The organism is Paenibacillus sp. MSJ-34, from assembly GCF_018918005.1.
Lineage (GTDB): Bacteria > Bacillota > Bacilli > Paenibacillales > Paenibacillaceae > MSJ-34.
On the sequence record NZ_JAHLPR010000040.1, the window covers coordinates 54,079 to 72,142 of the forward strand.

At 52.8% G+C, this 18,064-nt stretch carries 23 protein-coding genes; 22 read left to right on the forward strand and 1 reads right to left on the reverse strand.

Features of this window, described 5'->3' with window-relative positions; genetic code table 11:
* Window positions 1–4: 4 nt before the first annotated feature.
* Window positions 5–970 (reverse strand): N-acetylmuramic acid 6-phosphate etherase, encoded by a 966-nt coding sequence (gene murQ, locus KQI79_RS20010; RefSeq protein WP_216540071.1) that lies wholly within the window; start codon window positions 968–970, stop codon window positions 5–7.
* A gap of 212 nt (window positions 971–1,182) precedes the next feature.
* Between murQ and KQI79_RS20015 the strand changes: the two genes are divergently transcribed.
* The 22 genes from KQI79_RS20015 to KQI79_RS20120 all read left to right on the forward strand — a co-directional run bounded on the left by KQI79_RS20015 (window position 1,183) and on the right by KQI79_RS20120 (window position 17,679).
* Window positions 1,183–2,376 carry an anhydro-N-acetylmuramic acid kinase gene (locus tag KQI79_RS20015; RefSeq protein ID WP_216540072.1) on the forward strand — a complete coding sequence of 398 codons (1,194 nt, stop codon included), beginning with the start codon at window positions 1,183–1,185 and terminating at the stop codon, window positions 2,374–2,376.
* Between the two features lie 103 nt (window positions 2,377–2,479).
* Window positions 2,480–3,337: a MurR/RpiR family transcriptional regulator gene (locus KQI79_RS20020; RefSeq protein ID WP_216540073.1), complete on the forward strand. Its 858-nt coding sequence runs from the start codon at window positions 2,480–2,482 to the stop codon at window positions 3,335–3,337.
* A 238-nt stretch (window positions 3,338–3,575) separates the two neighbouring features.
* Window positions 3,576–4,139 carry a phage head-tail connector protein gene (locus tag KQI79_RS20025; RefSeq protein ID WP_483311402.1) on the forward strand — a complete coding sequence of 188 codons (564 nt, stop codon included), beginning with the start codon at window positions 3,576–3,578 and terminating at the stop codon, window positions 4,137–4,139.
* Complete coding sequence (locus KQI79_RS20030) at window positions 4,139–4,465, forward strand: hypothetical protein (RefSeq protein ID WP_216540075.1); 327 nt, start codon at window positions 4,139–4,141, stop codon at window positions 4,463–4,465. The genes KQI79_RS20025 and KQI79_RS20030 overlap by 1 nt, the downstream gene beginning before the upstream one ends.
* Window positions 4,466–4,516: 51 nt before the next feature.
* Window positions 4,517–4,960, forward strand: a complete 444-nt coding sequence (locus KQI79_RS20035) for a phage tail terminator family protein (RefSeq protein ID WP_216540076.1) — start codon at window positions 4,517–4,519, stop codon at window positions 4,958–4,960.
* A 44-nt stretch (window positions 4,961–5,004) separates the two neighbouring features.
* Window positions 5,005–6,072: a phage tail sheath subtilisin-like domain-containing protein gene (locus KQI79_RS20040; RefSeq protein ID WP_216540077.1), complete on the forward strand. Its 1,068-nt coding sequence runs from the start codon at window positions 5,005–5,007 to the stop codon at window positions 6,070–6,072.
* A gap of 27 nt (window positions 6,073–6,099) precedes the next feature.
* Complete coding sequence (locus KQI79_RS20045; protein WP_216540078.1) at window positions 6,100–6,540, forward strand: phage tail tube protein; 441 nt, start codon at window positions 6,100–6,102, stop codon at window positions 6,538–6,540.
* A gap of 528 nt (window positions 6,541–7,068) precedes the next feature.
* Window positions 7,069–7,491: a phage tail assembly chaperone gene (locus KQI79_RS20050; protein WP_216540079.1), complete on the forward strand. Its 423-nt coding sequence runs from the start codon at window positions 7,069–7,071 to the stop codon at window positions 7,489–7,491.
* A gap of 20 nt (window positions 7,492–7,511) precedes the next feature.
* Window positions 7,512–7,676: a hypothetical protein gene (locus tag KQI79_RS20055; RefSeq protein WP_216540080.1), complete on the forward strand. Its 165-nt coding sequence runs from the start codon at window positions 7,512–7,514 to the stop codon at window positions 7,674–7,676.
* A 13-nt stretch (window positions 7,677–7,689) separates the two neighbouring features.
* Complete coding sequence (locus KQI79_RS20060) at window positions 7,690–9,927, forward strand: hypothetical protein (protein ID WP_216540081.1); 2,238 nt, start codon at window positions 7,690–7,692, stop codon at window positions 9,925–9,927.
* A gap of 11 nt (window positions 9,928–9,938) precedes the next feature.
* A complete protein-coding gene (locus KQI79_RS20065; protein ID WP_216540082.1) occupies window positions 9,939–10,577 on the forward strand; it encodes a LysM peptidoglycan-binding domain-containing protein in 639 nt (212 codons plus the stop codon).
* Window positions 10,578–10,590: 13 nt separating this feature from the next.
* The gene (locus tag KQI79_RS20070) at window positions 10,591–11,583 is read left to right on the forward strand and encodes an XkdQ/YqbQ family protein (RefSeq protein ID WP_216540083.1); all 993 of its coding nucleotides are present in this window, start codon (window positions 10,591–10,593) and stop codon (window positions 11,581–11,583) included.
* 1 nt (window position 11,584) lies between these two features.
* On the forward strand, window positions 11,585–11,854 hold the full coding sequence (locus tag KQI79_RS20075; protein ID WP_216540084.1) for a DUF2577 family protein: 270 nt from the start codon (window positions 11,585–11,587) through the stop codon (window positions 11,852–11,854).
* Window positions 11,847–12,275: a DUF2634 domain-containing protein gene (locus KQI79_RS20080; RefSeq protein ID WP_216540085.1), complete on the forward strand. Its 429-nt coding sequence runs from the start codon at window positions 11,847–11,849 to the stop codon at window positions 12,273–12,275. The genes KQI79_RS20075 and KQI79_RS20080 overlap by 8 nt, the downstream gene beginning before the upstream one ends.
* Window positions 12,268–13,329, forward strand: a complete 1,062-nt coding sequence (locus KQI79_RS20085) for a baseplate J/gp47 family protein (RefSeq protein WP_216540086.1) — start codon at window positions 12,268–12,270, stop codon at window positions 13,327–13,329. The genes KQI79_RS20080 and KQI79_RS20085 overlap by 8 nt, the downstream gene beginning before the upstream one ends.
* Complete coding sequence (locus KQI79_RS20090) at window positions 13,319–13,915, forward strand: YmfQ family protein (RefSeq protein WP_216540087.1); 597 nt, start codon at window positions 13,319–13,321, stop codon at window positions 13,913–13,915. Before KQI79_RS20085 ends, KQI79_RS20090 begins: the two co-directional genes overlap by 11 nt.
* A gap of 16 nt (window positions 13,916–13,931) precedes the next feature.
* Window positions 13,932–15,140: a hypothetical protein gene (locus tag KQI79_RS20095; RefSeq protein ID WP_216540088.1), complete on the forward strand. Its 1,209-nt coding sequence runs from the start codon at window positions 13,932–13,934 to the stop codon at window positions 15,138–15,140.
* Between the two features lie 12 nt (window positions 15,141–15,152).
* Window positions 15,153–15,533, forward strand: a complete 381-nt coding sequence (locus KQI79_RS20100; RefSeq protein WP_216540089.1) for a hypothetical protein — start codon at window positions 15,153–15,155, stop codon at window positions 15,531–15,533.
* A 15-nt stretch (window positions 15,534–15,548) separates the two neighbouring features.
* Window positions 15,549–15,728, forward strand: coding sequence for a hypothetical protein (locus KQI79_RS20105; protein WP_216540090.1), 180 nt, complete (start codon window positions 15,549–15,551; stop codon window positions 15,726–15,728).
* A gap of 46 nt (window positions 15,729–15,774) precedes the next feature.
* Window positions 15,775–16,221, forward strand: coding sequence for a phage holin family protein (locus KQI79_RS20110; protein ID WP_216540091.1), 447 nt, complete (start codon window positions 15,775–15,777; stop codon window positions 16,219–16,221).
* Window positions 16,218–16,976, forward strand: a complete 759-nt coding sequence (locus KQI79_RS20115) for an N-acetylmuramoyl-L-alanine amidase (RefSeq protein WP_216540092.1) — start codon at window positions 16,218–16,220, stop codon at window positions 16,974–16,976. Before KQI79_RS20110 ends, KQI79_RS20115 begins: the two co-directional genes overlap by 4 nt.
* A 256-nt stretch (window positions 16,977–17,232) precedes the next feature.
* Entirely contained in the window at window positions 17,233–17,679 is a 447-nt protein-coding gene (locus tag KQI79_RS20120) for an ArpU family phage packaging/lysis transcriptional regulator (RefSeq protein WP_216540093.1), read from the forward strand.
* The last annotated feature ends 385 nt before the right edge of the window (window positions 17,680–18,064 follow it).

The window sequence follows — 18,064 nt, forward strand, 5'->3', positions numbered from 1 at the left end:
CGCGTTACGCCGGACCGTCTGCTGCCGCAGCTTCGGAATCGCCGGCTTGAAGCGAATCGGCATCGCTGCCTGCCCTCCTTAACGCCTCGCGGACGAATCCGTTCGACTGTGCGAGCAATTGTTCCGCGGCGCCGCGGTCCAGTCCGGCCAGCATCATGACGATGGCGAGCTTCACATTGCCGCCGGAAGCGGCGAACGCTTCGTTCACTTCGGCATCGGTGCCGCTCGTGGCGATTTGAACGATCCGCTTGGCGCGATGGAGCAGTTTCTCGTTGGAAGGCTGCAAATCCACCATTAAATTGCCGAATACTTTGCCCAGGCGAATCATCGCGGTCGTCGTCAACATATTCAGGATTTGTTTCTGCGATGTGCCGGCCTTCATTCTCGTCGAGCCGAGGATGACTTCCGGTCCGGTAACCGCTTCGATAACGAGCCGGGCGAATTGCTTCATCGGCGTGTTCCGGTTATTGCATAAACCGATCACGCTTGCCCCGAGCTCCGCCGAACGCTTCATGGCGGCGAGCACGTATGGAGTTCGGCCGCTCGCCGCGATGCCGATGACGCAATCTTGGGCGCATACGTCCCGCTCTTCGATATCGCGAATGCCCAATTGCTCGTCGTCTTCGGCGCTTTCGACCGATTCCGTTACCGCCCGCATGCCTCCCGCAATGATGCCCTGGACCTGCGAGGGATTGATCCCGTATGTCGGCGGACATTCGGAGGCGTCAAGGATACCGAGCCGACCGCTCGTTCCCGCACCGACATAGAACAGTCTGCCTCCGTTTTGCAGCGAATGGACGATCATATCGGCGCCGGCCGCGATTTGCGGAATTGCTGCGCGGATGGAATCGGCGATTTGCCGATCTTCTTCGTGGATCAAGCGAATAATCTGTTCGGTTTCCAGCCCGTCAATATGCGCTGTGCGCGGATTCAACTGTTCTGTCGTTAATTCGCCCAACAAATTCAGCATGACGTCTCTCTCCTTTTTCAGTATTTATCCCACTATTTTCCACTTTTAAGTATAAAGCATAAACGATTATTTGTAAAATAAAATTTAAGTAATTTGATATTTAATTGAAATTTTATTTCAAAAACGGTATAATAGGTCGAAAATGATGAAGCGCTTACTGCATATGAATTGAAATAATGAAAGAAAGTTACTTTATAGCGGGAGAGGATAGCATGTTGGAAACGTATATTCATAAAAATAGCCGTTTCGTCGTCGGTTTAATGTCCGGAACGTCGCTCGACGGCATCGACGCCGCCCTTGTGCGGATTGGCGGACAGGGGCTTGACGCGGACATCGAGTTGGCGGCTTTTACAACCGTTCCGTATAGCGGCGAAGTCCGCGAGAAATTGAAACAGGCTTGCAGTCTCGAGCATTCCAGCGCGGCGATGTTATGCGGAATAAATTTTTATTTGGGCCGCTTGTTTGCCGATGCCGTGCGCCGGTTGGCTGCACTGGCCGGCATTGCGCCGGACGAAATCGATTTGATCGGCTCGCACGGCCAGACGGTGTGGCATATTCCTGCCGCGAGCGAGGAGAGGTGGTGGGAAGTTCCTTCAACGCTGCAGATTGGCGATATATCGGTGATCGCCAAAGAAACGGGCATTCCGGTCGTCGGCGATTTCCGAACGGCGGATATGGCCGTCGGCGGGCAGGGAGCGCCGCTCGTTCCTTATTTCGATTATATGTTTCTGCGGCATCCGTCCAAAGGGAGAATTGCGCAAAATATCGGGGGAATCGGCAACTGCACCGTTATTCCCGCCGGCGCTTCGTCCAACGGGATTTTCGCTTTCGATACGGGTCCGGGCAATATGCTGATCGATCAGGCGGTATACAGGCTGTCGGGCGGCGAGCGGAGTTACGACGAAGGCGGCGCTTGGGCGGAGCGAGGGAAGGCGAATCAAGTTTTGCTCGACCGCATGTTGGAGCATCCCTTTTTTGCAATCCGTCCGCCCAAGACGACGGGAAGAGAAGCGTTCGGCGCTTTCTATGCCGAGCAATGGCTTGAAGAAGCTCAGTCCGCCGCGCTTGCTCCCGAAGATATTGTCGCAACGTTTACCGCCTTTACCGCACAATCCATCGTTCGCAATTATCGCGATTTTATTTTTCCCTCTTATCGCATTGAAGAAATTATCGTTTCCGGGGGCGGAGCTCATAACCGCACGCTAATGAAGATGATCGAGGAGGAACTGCCGGCAGGATGCAAACTTACGGCGTCCGAAGAATGGGGGATCGACGGCGATGCGAAGGAAGCGATTGCGTTTGCGGTGTTTGCCGATCATTATATGTTCGGGCTGCCGAATCATTTGTCTTCCGCAACGGGGGCCTCGCGCGATATCGTGATGGGAAAGCTGGCGCTGCCGAATTGACGGGGCATATCATGAAAAACCTAGCAGAAGCCTGAGGCGTATTGATATAATATTGGAAAGCCGAGTTTCGCAACGCTTTCACAATATTTGAAGAGGTGAATCCATGATTGCCGGTGGAATCGTCAGTTTGCGCGAAGCGCTCCAATCGTTGAAACCGATGGAACGGAAAGTCGCGGAATACATATTGCAGCATCCGAGCGAAGTCGTTCATCTATCCGTGCAGAAATTGGCAGAGTTGGCCGAGGTCAGCGAAGCGACGATCGTACGGCTGGCTCAATCTCTGCATTACAGAGGTTTTCAGGAATTGAAGCTGAAAATCGCGGCGGATTTGGCCCGCAATAAGGAATTGAAAGATACGTACCAAGAAATACAAATGGAAGGGCCGGTCGCTTCCTTGATCGACTCGGTTTCGCATAACAATATGCGGTCGATTCAAGACACGCTGTCGGTCTTGCAAGCGGATCAGGTGGAACGGGCGATCGAACATTTGACGCATGCGGGCAAAATCGCCTTGTTCGGCGTAGGCGCTTCCGCCGTCATCGCGCAAGATTTCAAACAGAAGCTGACGCGGATCAACCGTTGGTGCGAGAGCGCGTACGACTTTGATTCGCAAGCGACCATCGCCGCCAATTTGCGGGAAGGGGATGTCGCGTTCGGCATTTCGTATTCGGGGCGGACGGAAGATATCGTCCAATCGCTAACGATCGCCAAGGAATCGGGCACGACGATTGTTTCGCTTACCAAATTCGGCAGCAATCCCGTGTCGGAACTGGCCGACATCCGGTTATTCACGAGCTCGCTCGAGCAAAGCATCCGCAGCGGAGCGATGGCTTCGCGGATCGCGCAGTTGAACGTAATCGATATTCTGTTCGTCGGCGTGGCGCGGAACAATTACGAGGAAAACATTATGTCGCTCGAAAAAACGCGGCAAGCGGTAAAAATATCGAAGCGATACGAGTAAATGCTAAGCCCTCGTCCGCCCCGCCCGGGCCTGCTCAAAGAAAAATATAAGAGAAAACAAAGAATAGAATAAGAACATTTGTTCGTAATCGTGATATTGTAATAGCATAGAGAATGGAGCACAGAGGAATCGGGTTGTTTGATTCGTTTGGGCTCCATCCTAAATACGATGCACGGCAAAGGCTGTCTTTTAGATAAAAGGCGGCCTTTTTGCCGTGCGGAAAAAGAGGTGATACGAGATTCTTACTACGCTATCGAAGTTGAAGAACATGCTGGGCCTGCCCGACAACGACGACAGCCCGAACGAGCGGCTTACGATGTGCATCGCCGCCGCTTCGCAAGCGATCGAACATTATTGCGGGCGATCGCTGCGGCTGGCGGAGCGAACGGAACGGTACAGCGGCACCGGCTCGCGAACGATCGAGCTGCGGCGTTTGCCGGTGCGGCGCGTTCACGCGGTCGCCGTCGAGCCGGACGGAGCCGCGCCTGAATTCGAAGCGCTCGACGACGGTACGCTGCTGCATCCGGCGGTTTGGCCCGAGGGCGACCGCAACATCGTCGTTACGTACGAAGCGGGATATGTTCTTCCGGGCGAAACGGGCGACGGGAGCGCGCCGCCTCTGCCGGCGTCGGTGGAGCTTGCCTGCCTCCTGTACGCCAAAATGCTGTACTGCGATCAAGCCGGGATGATGACGGAGCGCCTTGGGGATTATTCCGTCACGTACTGGAAGCCGGGCGAGCCGTCGCTGCTGCCCCCGGCCGTCGCTGCGCTGTTGAAACCATGTGCGGGAAGGTGGTTGTAATGCTGCATTTGTTAGGGCAAACTTGCGTCGTCATGCGCGCGGGAATGGAATTCGACGAATACGGCACGCCGTATGTGCAGCGCTGGAATGAAATCGGAACCTATCCTTGCCGCTTGCGGCGGAAGCGGATCGGCGATGCCGAGCGGGCGGCGCCGCGATTGAAGGCGAAGGAAACGTATATGTTGTATTTGCCTGTATGGGCTCAAATCGACGCCGGCGATGTCGTGGCGGTAAGCGGTTATGGCGGGAGGTATCGCGCCCTGGCGCCGTATCGTCCGGGCGGGCATCATACGGAAGCGCAAATCGAACGGGAGAGCGGACTATGAGGCGGGCAGGCGCAAGGCCGCGCGACCGTTTCGGCAAGGAGGGCGATGCCGATGCTTCGTAGCAGTCTGGATGCGATTCGCGCCAAGCTTCGGGCAACATTCCCGCATATTCCGCGAATAGACGTCAATTATGCGCCGAGCGGCTTTCAGGAGCCGTCTTTCTATGTGCAGTGGTTGGAATACGATGCCGATTCGCTCAATGTTTCGGGGTATCAGGCGCAGTTCGCCTGGGAGATCGTCTATTTTCCGCCAACCGATGAGGCGGGAGATCCCGACCTGTTCGATTTGCTGGAGACGGCCGGCCGAATGCTGGCGGCCTTCATGGCCTCGCCCGTATTGACGGCGCCCGACGGCAGCGTGTTCGAAATCGTGGAGGTGCAAGGCGGCCGGCGCGACGACGAAGCCTATTTGCGGATCGAGCTTTCGGCCGATGTTGAAAGGGAACGCCCGCAGTACGAGCGCATGAATAGCGTGCGTTTCGATGATGTCGTTTGATGAAATTTGTAGATGAATGGATAAACCGATTAGGAGGGGTAACAATGGGGTTGCCAAGCGTAAATATCGTATTTAAACAAAAGGCCGCGTCCGCGGTCGAACAGGGCGCCGTGGGCGTCGTCGCATTGGTGTTGAAGGACGCCGCCGTCAGCGGCGCAACAGCTTACACTTTGTTTGGGGTCGAGGATATTCCCGCGAATCTGCACACGGAGAACCGAAAGTACGTCGAACAAGCTTTTATGGGCATGCCGAAGGAAGTGAAGCTGGTCGTCCTTCCGGAAGCGGCGGAAAATTATAATGAAGCGCTGGAAGCGTTGGAAACGATGAAGTTCAATATTGTCGCGTTCCCGGGCGTGGAATCGGCCGATACGGCGGTATTGTCTGCTTGGGCGAAAAATTTGTTCGCCAACAAAGAACGCAAAGTGATGGCCGTGCTGCCGCATGCGCCTGCCGATCATCCTGCGGTCGTCAATTTTGCGACCGACGGTATCGAAGCCGGCGGGGCTACGTATTCGGCCAGCCAATATACGGCGCGGATCGCCGGTTTGATCGCCGGCTTGCCGCTGACCGTGGCGCCGACGTTTCAAGTGCTGCCCGAAGTAACGAGCGTGCCGCTATTGACGAAGGCGGAAGCGGACGAAGCGGTGACGAAAGGCCGGTTCATTCTTTACCACGACGGCGAGAAGGTCAAAATCGCGCGCGGCGTCACATCGTTTGTCACAACGACCGAAGAAATGGGCGAAGATTGGAAGAAGGTGAAAGTGGTGCGCATTTTGAACAAAACGTACCACGACATCAAGGACACGATCGAAGATCTATATATCGGCAAAGTGCAGAACAGCTACATGAACAAATTGCTGCTCGTTTCCGCGATCAACGCGTATTTCGAACAACTGGAACAGGAAGGGATTCTCGATCCGGGCAAAAATACGGCGGAAATCGATATCGCCGCGCAGCGCACCTATTTAAAATCGATTCTCGGCGCCGAAGAGGTGGCCAAAATGAGCGAGCAGGAAATGAAAGAAGCGAACACGCGCGATCAAGTGTTTCTAACGGCCAAGGAACGTCCGCTCGATGCGATCGAGGATGTTTCGTTGACCGTTTATTTATAAGAAGGATAAAGGAAGAGGGGATTGCAAATGGCGAAATTTCACGGTGAACAAGTTATTTCCGGTACGTTCGGAGAAGCGTGGTTGGACGGCGAATATGTGGCCGAGGTCATGGGATTGGAAGCGAAGTTGGAAATCGAGAAGGAAGATGTGCCGTTATCCGGCAAATTCGCGACCGACAGCAAATTTATGGGGTACAAAGGGAGCGGGACGCTGCGCATGCATAAGGCGAATTCCCGCATGATCAAGTTGCTTGGAGACAAGCTGAAGCAAGGAATCAATCCGCGCTTTCAGATCGTTTCCAGCTTGGCGGATCCGTCGGCGGCCGGCGCCGAACGGGTGATTATTAAAGACGCCAGCTTCAACGATTTGTCGTTGATCAACTGGGAACTGAAGAAGAAAGGCGAAGTGGAAGCGCCGTTTACCTTTACGGACTGGACCGTCGCCGACGCGATCGAGCCTGCGAAGTAATTCGCGGGCTCTGTAGAAGGGCCACGAAATTTGGGGGGACATTGGGGCTTATTCCGTTTTGTTCGGCTTCGTTCTCAAAAAACGCTTTTTTAGCCACTAGCGTTGCATCTGGAATTTGCTCCGGACCGTAGGGCCGTTATTTCGCGTCTAAATCGCTTATTTGCTGTTTAGGCGGACATTGGTTCCGTTATTTGTTCGTCGAAGGGCTTATTTTTACTCTTTTGCCGAGAATAACGGATCGTATGTCCGCGAACTGTCCGAAATCGGGCTGTTTGTCACAATTAGCGTCTCATGTGTCCGCGAACTTGGGAGCAGGGCGGTTGAATGATGTGCTTGGCGTTGGCTGGACGAGAACCCCAAGTTCCTTTCCTTGCGGACTATGTCAATACGGAATATGTCCTAAATGTCCCTTAATTTTCGATTCAACCCTTTTGGAAAAGACTCAACTGGGGACTTCGTTATAAACCTTCACCGCATAACCAAAAAGCTGCGAAGGAATTGAACTTCATTTAAGGAGGACTGCTGCTTATGAGCAAAAACACGCTGGATCTTTTATTGAAAATGGACAAAACGAAAATTCAACGGCCGACGGAACAGGTCGAGCTGAAGCGGCTGAGCGACTTGCTTGGCGAGCCGGTCGTCTTCACATGCCAAGCGCTGACGATGGACGAGTTCGAGGAAATTCAAAATATTGCGATCTCTTTCGGCAAAAAAGGCGAGGTCGAAGATATCAGCACGAATAGCGTGCAAATTTTTACGCTGATTAAGGGCATCGTCGATCCGTCGCTCAAAGACGCGGCCTTGCTCGAAGCCTACGGCGCCGCGACGCCGAAACAGCTTATCGAAGAGTCCAAGCTGCTGCTGCCCGGCGAAGTGACGCAATTGTATAACGTTATTTCGTCGCTGTCCGGCTTCGGCGAAGATTCGGTGCAAACGTTAAAAAACGGATAAAGTCGGACGGCTATTGCGAGATGCTCTATTATTACTGGAGCCGCAAAGGCATCCGACCGAGCGAAATCCACAACATGCCCGCCGGGGAGCGGAGCCTGATCCGCGCTTTCTATGAGCTGGAACTGGAAGAGCGGGAGCGCCTCGCCAGAACGGGCAACGTATGGGCGACGCTGCCGGCGTTGTAAGGAGGTGAGAGGAATGGCGAAGAATAAAAATATCGCAGAGGCGATCAAGCAGTCCGCACAGCAAATGGAACAGCTGACGGAAGCGGTGAAACAAATGGCTAACATCAAACTGACGGTGACGGTGCAAAAAGAGCAGGCGGAAAAAGAACTGACCGATCTCGAAAAGAAAATTGAAGAATTGAAAGAACTCAAGATACAAATCAAAACCGATGTCAATAAAGCCATTGAACCGTTAAAGCCCGTTTTTCAAAAAACGTGGGACGGGTTGTTGAAGATGGCGCATACGGTCAAACAGGAAATGAAATTTGGGCCGGTGGGGCTTATGTTGAACACTTCGATATTTTTTCAAGAATACCCGAAAGTGAAAAAGGCCGTACATTGGCTTATTGCAACCCCTGTTCATTTAGCGTTAGAGGTGAAGGATCATATCACCCCTAAAATTTGGCAGATAAAATATATATTAAAGGGTATTCGCGAGAAGACGATCCCTATTGTAACAAAAGTGAGAGATACCGCATCGGCCGCCATCAAAAAAATTACCGCAAAAGTACAGATCATTCGCACGAAAGTCCAGCCTTTTGTCGACTCGTTTAAATCGATGTTTTCGGCCGTCAAGGGAATGGCGAAATTTCCGATTAAAGTTGCCGCCATATTGAAAGATATGGTCAGCCCGAAGCTGCAAAAAATTGCAGGCGTCATATCCGGTATTGGAAAAATGATGGGGAACGTCGGCGCCGCGGCCCTTAAATTCGGTTCCCAACTCGCCGGCGGCATCGGGTCCGCCTTGCAAAGCGGCATGAATCTGGAAAAACAAATGATGTCCATCGAACATTTCATAGGAGCGGGCGGCAAGGGGCTGAGCGGAGACCAGGCGAAAGCCGAATCCCAGCAATATGTCGCCATGCTGCGTTCCCATGCGAACGCGTCCCCGTTCGAGGCGGACGAGGTCATGAACGCCGGGGTGAATGCGCTCAAGGCGACGGGCGGAGATTCGAAGCAAGCCATGGAACTGGTGAAACTGGCGCAAAATATGGCCGCCGTCAACCCCGGCAAATCATTGGACGAAGCCGTCAAGACGCTGATCGATTTGAAAACGGGCAAGGGAAGCGGCGATGCGCTGAAGGAATTCGGATTCCATGCGCAGGACGGGACCGGGGGAGATTTATCCGGGATAAAGAACGATAAAGGCATGAGCTTGTCGGAAGCGTTCGCCGGAGGAACGGATAAATTCGCCAAGACCGGTAGCGGAATGATCAAAACGATCACCGGATCTTTTAAAGCGGGAGTCCAAGATATGGGACTGAAAATGCTGGAAGCGCTCAAGCCCGCGCTCGAAATGCTGATCCCGATCGTGGAGAAGCTTACCCCGCTGTTCGGCCAAATCGGCACGGCAATCGCGAACGGAATCGGGAAAGGCGTCGCCTTTTTACAAAATAATAAAGCTTCGATCGACGGTTTTGCCGGCACGTTTACGAACCTGTTCACGCTAATTAGCGGACAGGCTTCCCAATTTATCAATTGGCTTATGCCGCTGCTGCCGCCGATCGTGTCGTTTATTAGCGGCGTTGTGCAAAAAGCGGTGCAGTTCATTACGCCGCTGCTGCCGCCCATCATCAATCTGTTTCAAAGCGTGATCGGTTGGGTGGTCGAGAACATGCCCGTATTCCAGCAAGCGATCGGCGCCGTCTTCGATGCGCTCGGTCCGATCATTGCCAGGGTGGTCGATGTGTTTACGTTTCTCTGGAATATTTGGATGGAGGCATGGCCGACGATTCAAGATATTATCCAAACCGTATGGGGGATTCTTGAACCGGTGTTCGGGGCGATTTCCGACATCATCGAGATCATTATTGCCGTTGCCCAAAAGTTATGGGATGTGTTCAAGCCGATTGCCGAAGGACTGTGGGTCGTATTGAAGCCGCTTGTCGAAGGGATAGGGAAAGTGGCCGGCTGGCTGGGAGAAGCGCTCGGTTGGGTCAAGGACCAGATCGTCGGGGATCAAGGCGGAGCGTCGGCGAATGGTCATGCAGCCGGTTTGCGCAGCGTTCCGTACGACAACTATCCCGCGCTGCTCCATAAGAATGAAGCCGTATTGACGGCGCAGGAAGCGAACCAGTACCGCAATGGGCGCGGCGGCGGGAATATTACGATCAACTTGAACCATCCCGTGGCCCGCGAAGAGGCGGATTTCAAGAAATGGGCGCTGCTGCTGCGCAATGAGCTGGAGGGCGCCGGATTCAATATGGCGTAGGAGGGAGAACATTGATTACATTCAAACTAAGCTTCAATAATGAAGCGGAAAGTTTATGGCTTCCCGTTCCGCCGCAATCTTTTGAGATCCAGACAGGGCTGAACAATACGACGGTAAATATCCATGAGTTGGGCGAAGCGGTGCTGATCGGCAAGCGGCGTTTGAAATCCGTCTCGTTAAGCAGCTATTTTCCGATTGCGGACGACGGTTTATGTCAATATGCGGATTTTCCTCCTCCCGCCAAATGTATTGAAACGATCGAACGTTGGCGCGACAGCAAGCGGCCGATCCGCTTGAAAATTACAGGAGAGAGCGTCAAGTTCAACGAGGCGATGACGATCGAAAATTTCAACTATTCGCAGCGGAAGGGGCCGCAAGACGTCTATTTCACTCTGGATTTGCGCGAATACCGGTTTCTTCAAGCGAAAACCGTACCCGGAGCAGGCGGACAAACCCCGGTTTCCAAGGCCTCCTCCGCCCGTCCCGCCGATCGGACGCCGCCCAAGACGTATACGGTGCAAAGCGGCGATACGCTGATGAAAATTGCGCAAAAAGTATACGGCGACAGCGGGAAATGGAAAGCGCTCAAAGAGAACAACAACATTAAGGACGAACGGAAACTGCGGATCGGCGCCGTTTTGAACGTGTAGGGGGTGGGTCGACGTGAAATTGTTGCATATATCGCGCGGAGGAACTTCTACCGATATCACCGACCTGGCCGTCCGCTTCGTATGGAGCGGAGATGCGAGCGAAGTGGCGCGGAAACTGGAAGTGTCTCTTGTCTATTCGCCGCATGATCATTTTTTGCCGAAAGTGTTTATCGATTTGGGCGAAATGTTGATGCTGCTGGACGAGCAAGGGAAGGAATTATGGCGTGGATATGTTTTTACGAAGAACAGGACGCTTTCCGGTACGGAAATTTCCTATACCGCCTACGACGGATTAATCTATTTGAAAAAATCGAATATTGCGAAAAATTTCAAGCAGATTACGGCCGAAGCGATCGCGAAGCTGGTATGCGCGGAATTTCAATATCCTGTCGGGAAGCTGGCGGCAACGAATGTGAAACAAAGCTTTGTGCATGTCGGCAAGACGGCGTACGAGGCGATTATGGCCGCCTATACGGCCGCTTCGCGCCGGACCGGCAAAACCTACATGCCGCGGATGAGGGAAGGCAAGCTGGAAGTGATCGAAAAAGGAGCGACGGTAGCGAAGCGGATTTTAACTTCCGCGACCGATCTGGTGGAAGCCAATTTCGACGAGACGATCGACAATATGGTGAACAAAGTCGTCATCGTAGGCGACAAAGGCGAACCGGTCGGCAAGGCGGAGCATCAGGGATGGCGCGCAAAATACGGTCTGCTGCAGCAGGTGTATTCGATCGAGAAAAATAAGGATGCCAAGCAGGCGGCCGACGCGATGCTGCATGGCGTCGATCCGACCGCATCCGTCCAATTGATCGGGGGACCGGACGCATACGATCTGATCGCGGGCAACGCTGTAAGGATCGAAGAGGAAGTGACCGGGTTGACCGGTCTTTTTTATATCGATAACGACACGCATACGTTTGAGAACGGCCAGCATACGGTTAGTTTGAACTTGAACTACCGGAATACGATGGATGAATTCGAAGCGCAAGAAACGGGGGCGATTTAAGATGTCCGACATGTCTTGGCTCGTGGAGTTTATTCGGGAGCAAGGGAAGAAGTATAATCCCTTGCCTATGATGCTAGGTGAAGTTTCCGCCTTGCCTCCGTCGTTAAAGATCAAAGCCGCCGGGATCGAGCTTGAGCCCGACGATCTGCTGGCGGCGGCCGACCTGCTCGTCGTCGACGCGCTGCGAATCGGCGATACGGTGGCGGTCATGCCGATGCAAGGCGGACAAACGTTTATCGTGCTGTGTAAGGTGGTGAAGCCGAATGGATAATGTTTTTCCGTTTGTCGACGTGCCGCCCGGCATGCTCGAGCAAACGGCGCAGGAGCTTCCTTTGTATAAGGAGTACGCATGGGACTTTGCGCGTGACGATTTCAAGCTGCGGGACGGCAATTTGGTGCTGACGGAAGGTACCGAAGCTTTGAAAGTATGGATCTACAAGGCGCTGCGCACGGAGAGATACCGTTATCTCGCTTATAGTTGGGATTACGGCAGCGAGCTGGAACGCTTGATCGGCAGCGCCCCTTCGTCCGTTGCGCAGCAGAGCGAAGCGGAGCGGTACATTCGGGAGGCGCTTATGATGAGCCCGTATATTACGGGAGTGCGAATCGATCGCATACAAGCGGCCGGAGACCGCTTTGACATTGAAATGACGGTGGATACCGTTTATGGGGAGGTGGAGATCCGTGTTTGAGCAGCATACTTGGGAGAACGTATTGCAGCGGTTGCTGGCGCGTTTCAAACAGCCCGGCGTAGCGAAGCAGGAAGGCTCGTTCGTCTATGACGTGCTGTCGCCGGCGGCGATTGAGATCGCCCAGTCGTACGCGGATTTGGATCGCGTATTGGAGCTCGGGTTTGCCCAGACGAGCGCGGATGAATTTTTGGATTTGCGCGCCGCGGAATATGGGCTCACGCGCAAACCGCCGGTGGCGGCTGCGGGGGAAGTGATCGTCTATGGGGAAAAGGGAGCGGTTGTGCCGAAGGGTGCGCTGTTTGCAACGAGAAGCGGAACGCTGTTTCGCAGTGAGGAACAGTCTGTTGTAGCGGCAGACGGCAGAGCCGTTGTGCGTATCGTCGCCGTTGAGACAGGCACGGGGGGCAATGTGCTTGCGGGAATGATCGATTCGATCCTGGGCGATATGGCCGGAATTGAGCGAGTGACGAACGAGCAGCCGACACAGGGCGGCTACGACGGGGAGACGGACGGGTCGCTGCTGGAGCGCTTGCTGGCCAAAGTCCGCAAGCCCGCAACGAGCGGCAACGCCCACGAATACCGGCAATGGGCGCTGGAAGTGCCGGGCATCGCGGAAGCGAGAGTGTTTCCGCTGCGCCACGGCAACGGTACGGTAGAGGTCGTCCTGCTGGACGAAGAACGGAGAGCGCCCGCGGCGTCTTTGGTAAGCGAAGTCGCCGATTACATCGAGAAGATGCGCCCGATCGGCGCTTCCGTTACCGTCAAGGCGGCCGAAGAGGTGCCGATCGATGTGGAAGTCGAAGTTGTGCTGACGCAAGGCGCGAGTCTGGAGGCGGTGCGGGAAGCGATCGAGGAAGGGATGCGCGGTTACTTGAAGACATTGGCGTTTCTTGATCCGGTCGTCCGGTATACGCGGATCGCGAATTTGATTCTCGATACCCCGTCGGTTGTAGATTATCAAGGGCTTAGCGTTAATGGGCGGACTTCCGGCAATATCGATATTCCCGCCGACGGCGTCGCGGTGGTCGGGACGGTGACTTGCCATGAAGCTTGAGCTTAAAGTTGGCCGCGATTCGGGCCGGGACGATCTTGGCAGGCAGATGAGAAGTTATTTGCCTTACTTCTATGCGGGATCGCCGATTATGAACAACGTGCTGGATTGCGAAGCCGAAGAAATCGGGAAGCTGCAAGCTTCGATCGACGACACGCTCGCGCAAATGTTCGTCGATACGGCTACATGGGGGCTGAAGCTGTGGGAGCAGCTGTGCGATCTGCCTACCGATGGAGCCAAGCCGCTCGACCAACGCCGCTCGGTCATCAAATCGAAGCTGCGCGGCGTCGGCACGGTGACGGTCGAGTTGATTCAAAACGTTGCCGAAGCGTACGACGGCGGCAAAGTGGAAGTGAGCGAGCAGCCCGAGCAGTACCAATTCACGATCACCTTCGTCGACACGCGCGGCATCCCGGCGAATTTGGACGATTTGAAAGCGGCGATCGAAGAGATCAAGCCGGCGCATTTGGCGGTGAGGTATGAGTTTACTTATCTTACATGGGACGAACTGGATGCCGCCGATATTGTGTGGAATCATTTTGACGAACATCCAATGACCTGGAAGCAATTCGAAATTTGGAAACTTTGAAAGGAGTGACGGTGACATGCCAGACTTAACGCCAAGACTCGGTCTCAAAAAACCGCTCGGAAACGAAAACGTAACATTGGCTTCCTTTAATGAAAATTACGATATCCTCGATGCGGGGGTCGCGACCAAGTCCGACCTTGATTCGCATAATAACGCCGCTACCGCTCACGGCGCAACACCCGAAGCAACCGCCAATCGCATCGTGCAACGCAACGAGGCAGGCCAGTTCAAAGTGGGCGCGCCGACCGAAGCGAATCATGTGGCGAGGAAAGCGGATCTTGACGAGGTAAAGCAATCTGTCAGTGATGGGAAAACGCTCGTCGCCGGGGCTATCACTGACAAAGGGGTACCAACCAGCCCGAGCGACACGTTTCAGCGAATGGCGGAGAACATCGGGGCCATCGAAACCGATAAGACCGGGGATGCAACTGCGACTGCCGCTGACATCCTAGCCCCAAAAACAGCGTATGCAAAGGGTCAAAAGCTAACGGGTACGTTATCCCTCTACGGGGACGCTGCCGACGGCGATGTGTTGAAGGGGAAAACTTACTATAACACCGATGCAAAAACGAAAAGATCAGGCACGCTCGAACTGTCGGGCAACGCCGCCGACGCCGACGTATTGACTGGAAAGACGTATTACAACACCGACGCCAAAACGCGGCGGAATGGGACGATGCCCAACAACGGCGCAGTAAACCAAACGATCACACAACAGGACGGACAGTACATCATCCCGGCTGGATACCATAACGGGGCCGGGAAGGTAATGGCTCAGTTTGCTAATTTGATAGCGTCTAATGTGCGACAAGGAGTAAATATCGGCGGGGTGGTTGGCTCACTGGTTGAACGGAGGGATATCCAAATTGTTACTGGCACGCTGACTACGGAAAAAACGGGGACAATATCTAATTTACCATTTCAACCGTTTTTATTTCTTATTAATACGAGTGTTTTTACTGGGGGGAGCCTTGGTCATCGAGATTATGGTCATATCATACGAGCCGATGCAAGTGCTGAGGGGGCAATTGCTGCCTTTAAACCAACAAACAGTTCGGTGATATCGACAGAAATTGTAGTCACTTTGCGAGGAGGACATTACGACTATGATCGTTACACAAACAGCCGTAAATTTGACCAGATTACATTTGGCTACGATTTTATCAACTACACTTTATTTAGCGACATTAACTACAATTCGACTTATATTGTACTGGGAACATAGGGAGGGTTGACAATGCGAGAAATAAAACCACTCGGCAGAAGATTCTTTTGGGTTAGAACGAACGGCAGCATTGTAGCTCAGCGCGGCGAGATGAGCGCGGGCATTGAATCAACCAAGGAAGAGGACTTTGCTGTATATCAACAACTGCAGGGACTGGACCCGGATGCCATCGAGATGACAACGCTTGAGCCTGGACAATATGCCGAAGACTTTGCCAAGGCTAAGGGGTGGTGTTTTGATCCAGAAACAAAGCAAATTCAGTTTTTATTTCCTGATCCGAATGATCCGGAAGCGCCGCCAGTGTACAGAAAACCGTTGTCGGAAGAATTGGAAGAAACCAAGTCACGTATCACAGACTTGGAGCTTACCATAGCCGAAATGATGACTATGTAAAGGAGATTGATGAAGATGAAGGACTTTCAAATCAGGGTAATCGCACGGGCGTGCATTACGCGCCACGACATGGGCGAGGGAGATATCAAAACGATTGTTTCGTCGTACAACTTACCCCAACCGGACAAAGAACGGGTCGAAGCATATATATATGCAACACGCCCGAACGTTGAACTGAAGCAAGTAGAAGCTTGACAAGTCCCGAATCGACCGGGGTTATTTTTAGAAAGGAGAATCACAAATGAACCTAAAACTACTAGCCGAATTTCTCGGCCTCCACTCGGTTGAGCAAACGGCCACTGCCGGAGCCACCGGGATATTCGCCGCTTTTTTAACTTACGCATACGGGGGGTGGAGCGAATTGCTAGGGTTCTTTCTTCTGGTTGTTGCACTGGATTACGTGACTGGATTGATCGCATCGTTGAAAGAGAAGAAAGGGCTCAACAGCGAGATCGGATTTTGGGGCTTGGCGAAGAAAGGTCTGATGCTGCTGATCATTTTGATCGGCCATCGGCTCGACGTACTTTTTGGCACCGACGTCATTATGACGGGTGCCATTTATTTTTATTTGGCGAATGAACTAATTTCGATTACGGAAAACTATGGCCGTCTCGGGCTCCCCCTGCCCGAACGTATAAAGGAATTAATAGCCATACTAAAACGAAAAGGGGAAGGTGATGTACGATGAAAATCGTCCTCGACGCCGGTCACGGGCCGGAAACGCCGGGCAAACGTGCGCCGGACGGCTCGCTTAGGGAATATCAATTCAATGCCGCCGTCGCTCGATATACGTCGGAACTTCTCGCCCAATACGAAGGCGTGGAGACGATGTTCACGTTCGAAGACAGTCGCGACGTTCCGTTGAAAGAACGGACGAACAGCGCAAACGCATGGAAAGCGGATTTGTTCGTATCCATCCACGCCAACGCGTTCGGCTCCGGCGGATGGAACGACGCGCGCGGTATCGAAACGTACGTCTATACGACCAAGCCGGCCGCATCCGTTGCCTTGGCCAATGAAGTGCATCGGCAGCTCGTCAAGCAGACCGGTTTGTACGATCGGGGCGTGAAAACCGCTAACTTCCATGTGCTCAGGGAATCCAACATGCCTGCTATCTTGGTGGAATGCGGGTTTATGACGAATCGGCAGGAAGCCGAATTGCTCAAATCCGACGCTTTTCGCCGGCACTGTGCGAATGCGATCGCAGATGGGATTGTTGCTCGATACTCGCTACAGAGAAAGTCCGGCACCAAGCCCGACACGAAACCGAGTCCCGACGCTGATTCCTCGATCAAGATTTATGTCAACGATCAACCGATCAGCGACGGTTATTTGATCGAATCCACCGTTTATGTCCCCGCAAGATCGATGGCGGAAGCACTGGGATACAACGTAGAATGGGATAACGCGACGAAAACGGTTCGCATTACGAAACAAAATTAGGCCACAACTTTAGAAAAGTCGAAATATGTCGCAAAAAATAAGAACACACGTTCCTATTTTGTGTTATAATAAGAACACCCTCTCGGGAATATATTCCTTTTTTTCGTCGGGTTGCATATCTATCGATCTTGATCACGGCTTGTTCTCGCATTCCCCTCGCCACGATGCCGAGGGCAAGCCTGACTCGGTGACCGTATGCCCGGCAAATATTCCGTAAATGCGATATATACCTGATTTTTTACAAAGGAGTGATCGTATGCTTCAACCAGTGAATATCCCTAAGCTTCGCGAACTGGACCGGAAACGGACGAAAGCGGCCGTAGAAGATGCGCTGGAAAAATACCGTTTTTTCAAAACCGTCACCTTTGAAATAAGAGAAACGGCCGTAACGGCCTCGTATACCGAACGATTGCATGGACGAACGAACGAAACGAGCGACAAAACCGCGGACGTTGCAGTTTACAATGTGGACGAGCCTGAGAGACGCAAGCAATATTGCGAACGCATTGAACGCATTATCGAACGGCTGCCGCATCGCGAGAAGCTGTTGATTCAAGAGATGGTCAAGCCCGATCGCGTCTATAATTATGTCGTCTACAACCAAATCTTCGATCCGCCGATCAGCGAATATACCTTCTATAAATTAAAGTGGGAAGCTTTTAAAATGATTGCCTTCTCACTAAACATTCAGGTGTACCTGTAACATTTCGTACGTATAGGACGGTTACCTAGCGAACGTATCGAAAACACAAAGCATCTTGACGTTTACTTAAAAATAAACGGACAACCTTCTCTAAGAGCCAGCCCCGCCCCCGTAAGGCTCTGAAGGTTGTCTTTTTCATTTTTCGCACAAATTTACAGAATCAGGACTCTGATCTCCGATGTGTGTATGAAATTTCGTATTAAAGCGGCTGATTCGACCCATGCGCTGCACACTGTGTATGATTTTTCGCACAAATTTACAGAATCAGAGTTGAGTCCGTATAATTGTGTAAAATGCTAAGGCTTCAAAAATAAAGGGAGCCATAGTCAAAATCCTCGTTTAGAATGAGATTGTTGAGAAAACATTCTTTGGAGGGGATTTTGTT

Bases quoted from the DNA above. Each gene is read 5' to 3' on its own strand.
- KQI79_RS20120 (WP_216540093.1), top strand. From the start codon at position 17,233: ATGCTTCAACCAGTGAATATCCCTAAGCTTCGCGAACTGGACCGGAAA.
- KQI79_RS20040 (WP_216540077.1), top strand. From the start codon at position 5,005: ATGGGGTTGCCAAGCGTAAATATCGTATTTAAACAAAAGGCCGCGTCC.
- KQI79_RS20030 (WP_216540075.1), top strand. From the start codon at position 4,139: ATGCTGCATTTGTTAGGGCAAACTTGCGTCGTCATGCGCGCGGGAATG.
- KQI79_RS20075 (WP_216540084.1), top strand. From the start codon at position 11,585: ATGTCCGACATGTCTTGGCTCGTGGAGTTTATTCGGGAGCAAGGGAAG.
- KQI79_RS20020 (WP_216540073.1), top strand. From the start codon at position 2,480: ATGATTGCCGGTGGAATCGTCAGTTTGCGCGAAGCGCTCCAATCGTTG.
- KQI79_RS20045 (WP_216540078.1), top strand. From the start codon at position 6,100: ATGGCGAAATTTCACGGTGAACAAGTTATTTCCGGTACGTTCGGAGAA.
- KQI79_RS20090 (WP_216540087.1), top strand. From the start codon at position 13,319: ATGAAGCTTGAGCTTAAAGTTGGCCGCGATTCGGGCCGGGACGATCTT.
- KQI79_RS20035 (WP_216540076.1), top strand. From the start codon at position 4,517: ATGCTTCGTAGCAGTCTGGATGCGATTCGCGCCAAGCTTCGGGCAACA.
- KQI79_RS20060 (WP_216540081.1), top strand. From the start codon at position 7,690: ATGGCGAAGAATAAAAATATCGCAGAGGCGATCAAGCAGTCCGCACAG.
- KQI79_RS20105 (WP_216540090.1), top strand. From the start codon at position 15,549: ATGAAGGACTTTCAAATCAGGGTAATCGCACGGGCGTGCATTACGCGC.
- KQI79_RS20055 (WP_216540080.1), top strand. From the start codon at position 7,512: ATGCTCTATTATTACTGGAGCCGCAAAGGCATCCGACCGAGCGAAATC.
- KQI79_RS20080 (WP_216540085.1), top strand. From the start codon at position 11,847: ATGGATAATGTTTTTCCGTTTGTCGACGTGCCGCCCGGCATGCTCGAG.
- murQ (WP_216540071.1), bottom strand. From the start codon at position 970: ATGCTGAATTTGTTGGGCGAATTAACGACAGAACAGTTGAATCCGCGC.
- KQI79_RS20110 (WP_216540091.1), top strand. From the start codon at position 15,775: ATGAACCTAAAACTACTAGCCGAATTTCTCGGCCTCCACTCGGTTGAG.
- KQI79_RS20015 (WP_216540072.1), top strand. From the start codon at position 1,183: ATGTTGGAAACGTATATTCATAAAAATAGCCGTTTCGTCGTCGGTTTA.
- KQI79_RS20050 (WP_216540079.1), top strand. From the start codon at position 7,069: ATGAGCAAAAACACGCTGGATCTTTTATTGAAAATGGACAAAACGAAA.
- KQI79_RS20095 (WP_216540088.1), top strand. From the start codon at position 13,932: ATGCCAGACTTAACGCCAAGACTCGGTCTCAAAAAACCGCTCGGAAAC.
- KQI79_RS20115 (WP_216540092.1), top strand. From the start codon at position 16,218: ATGAAAATCGTCCTCGACGCCGGTCACGGGCCGGAAACGCCGGGCAAA.
- KQI79_RS20100 (WP_216540089.1), top strand. From the start codon at position 15,153: ATGCGAGAAATAAAACCACTCGGCAGAAGATTCTTTTGGGTTAGAACG.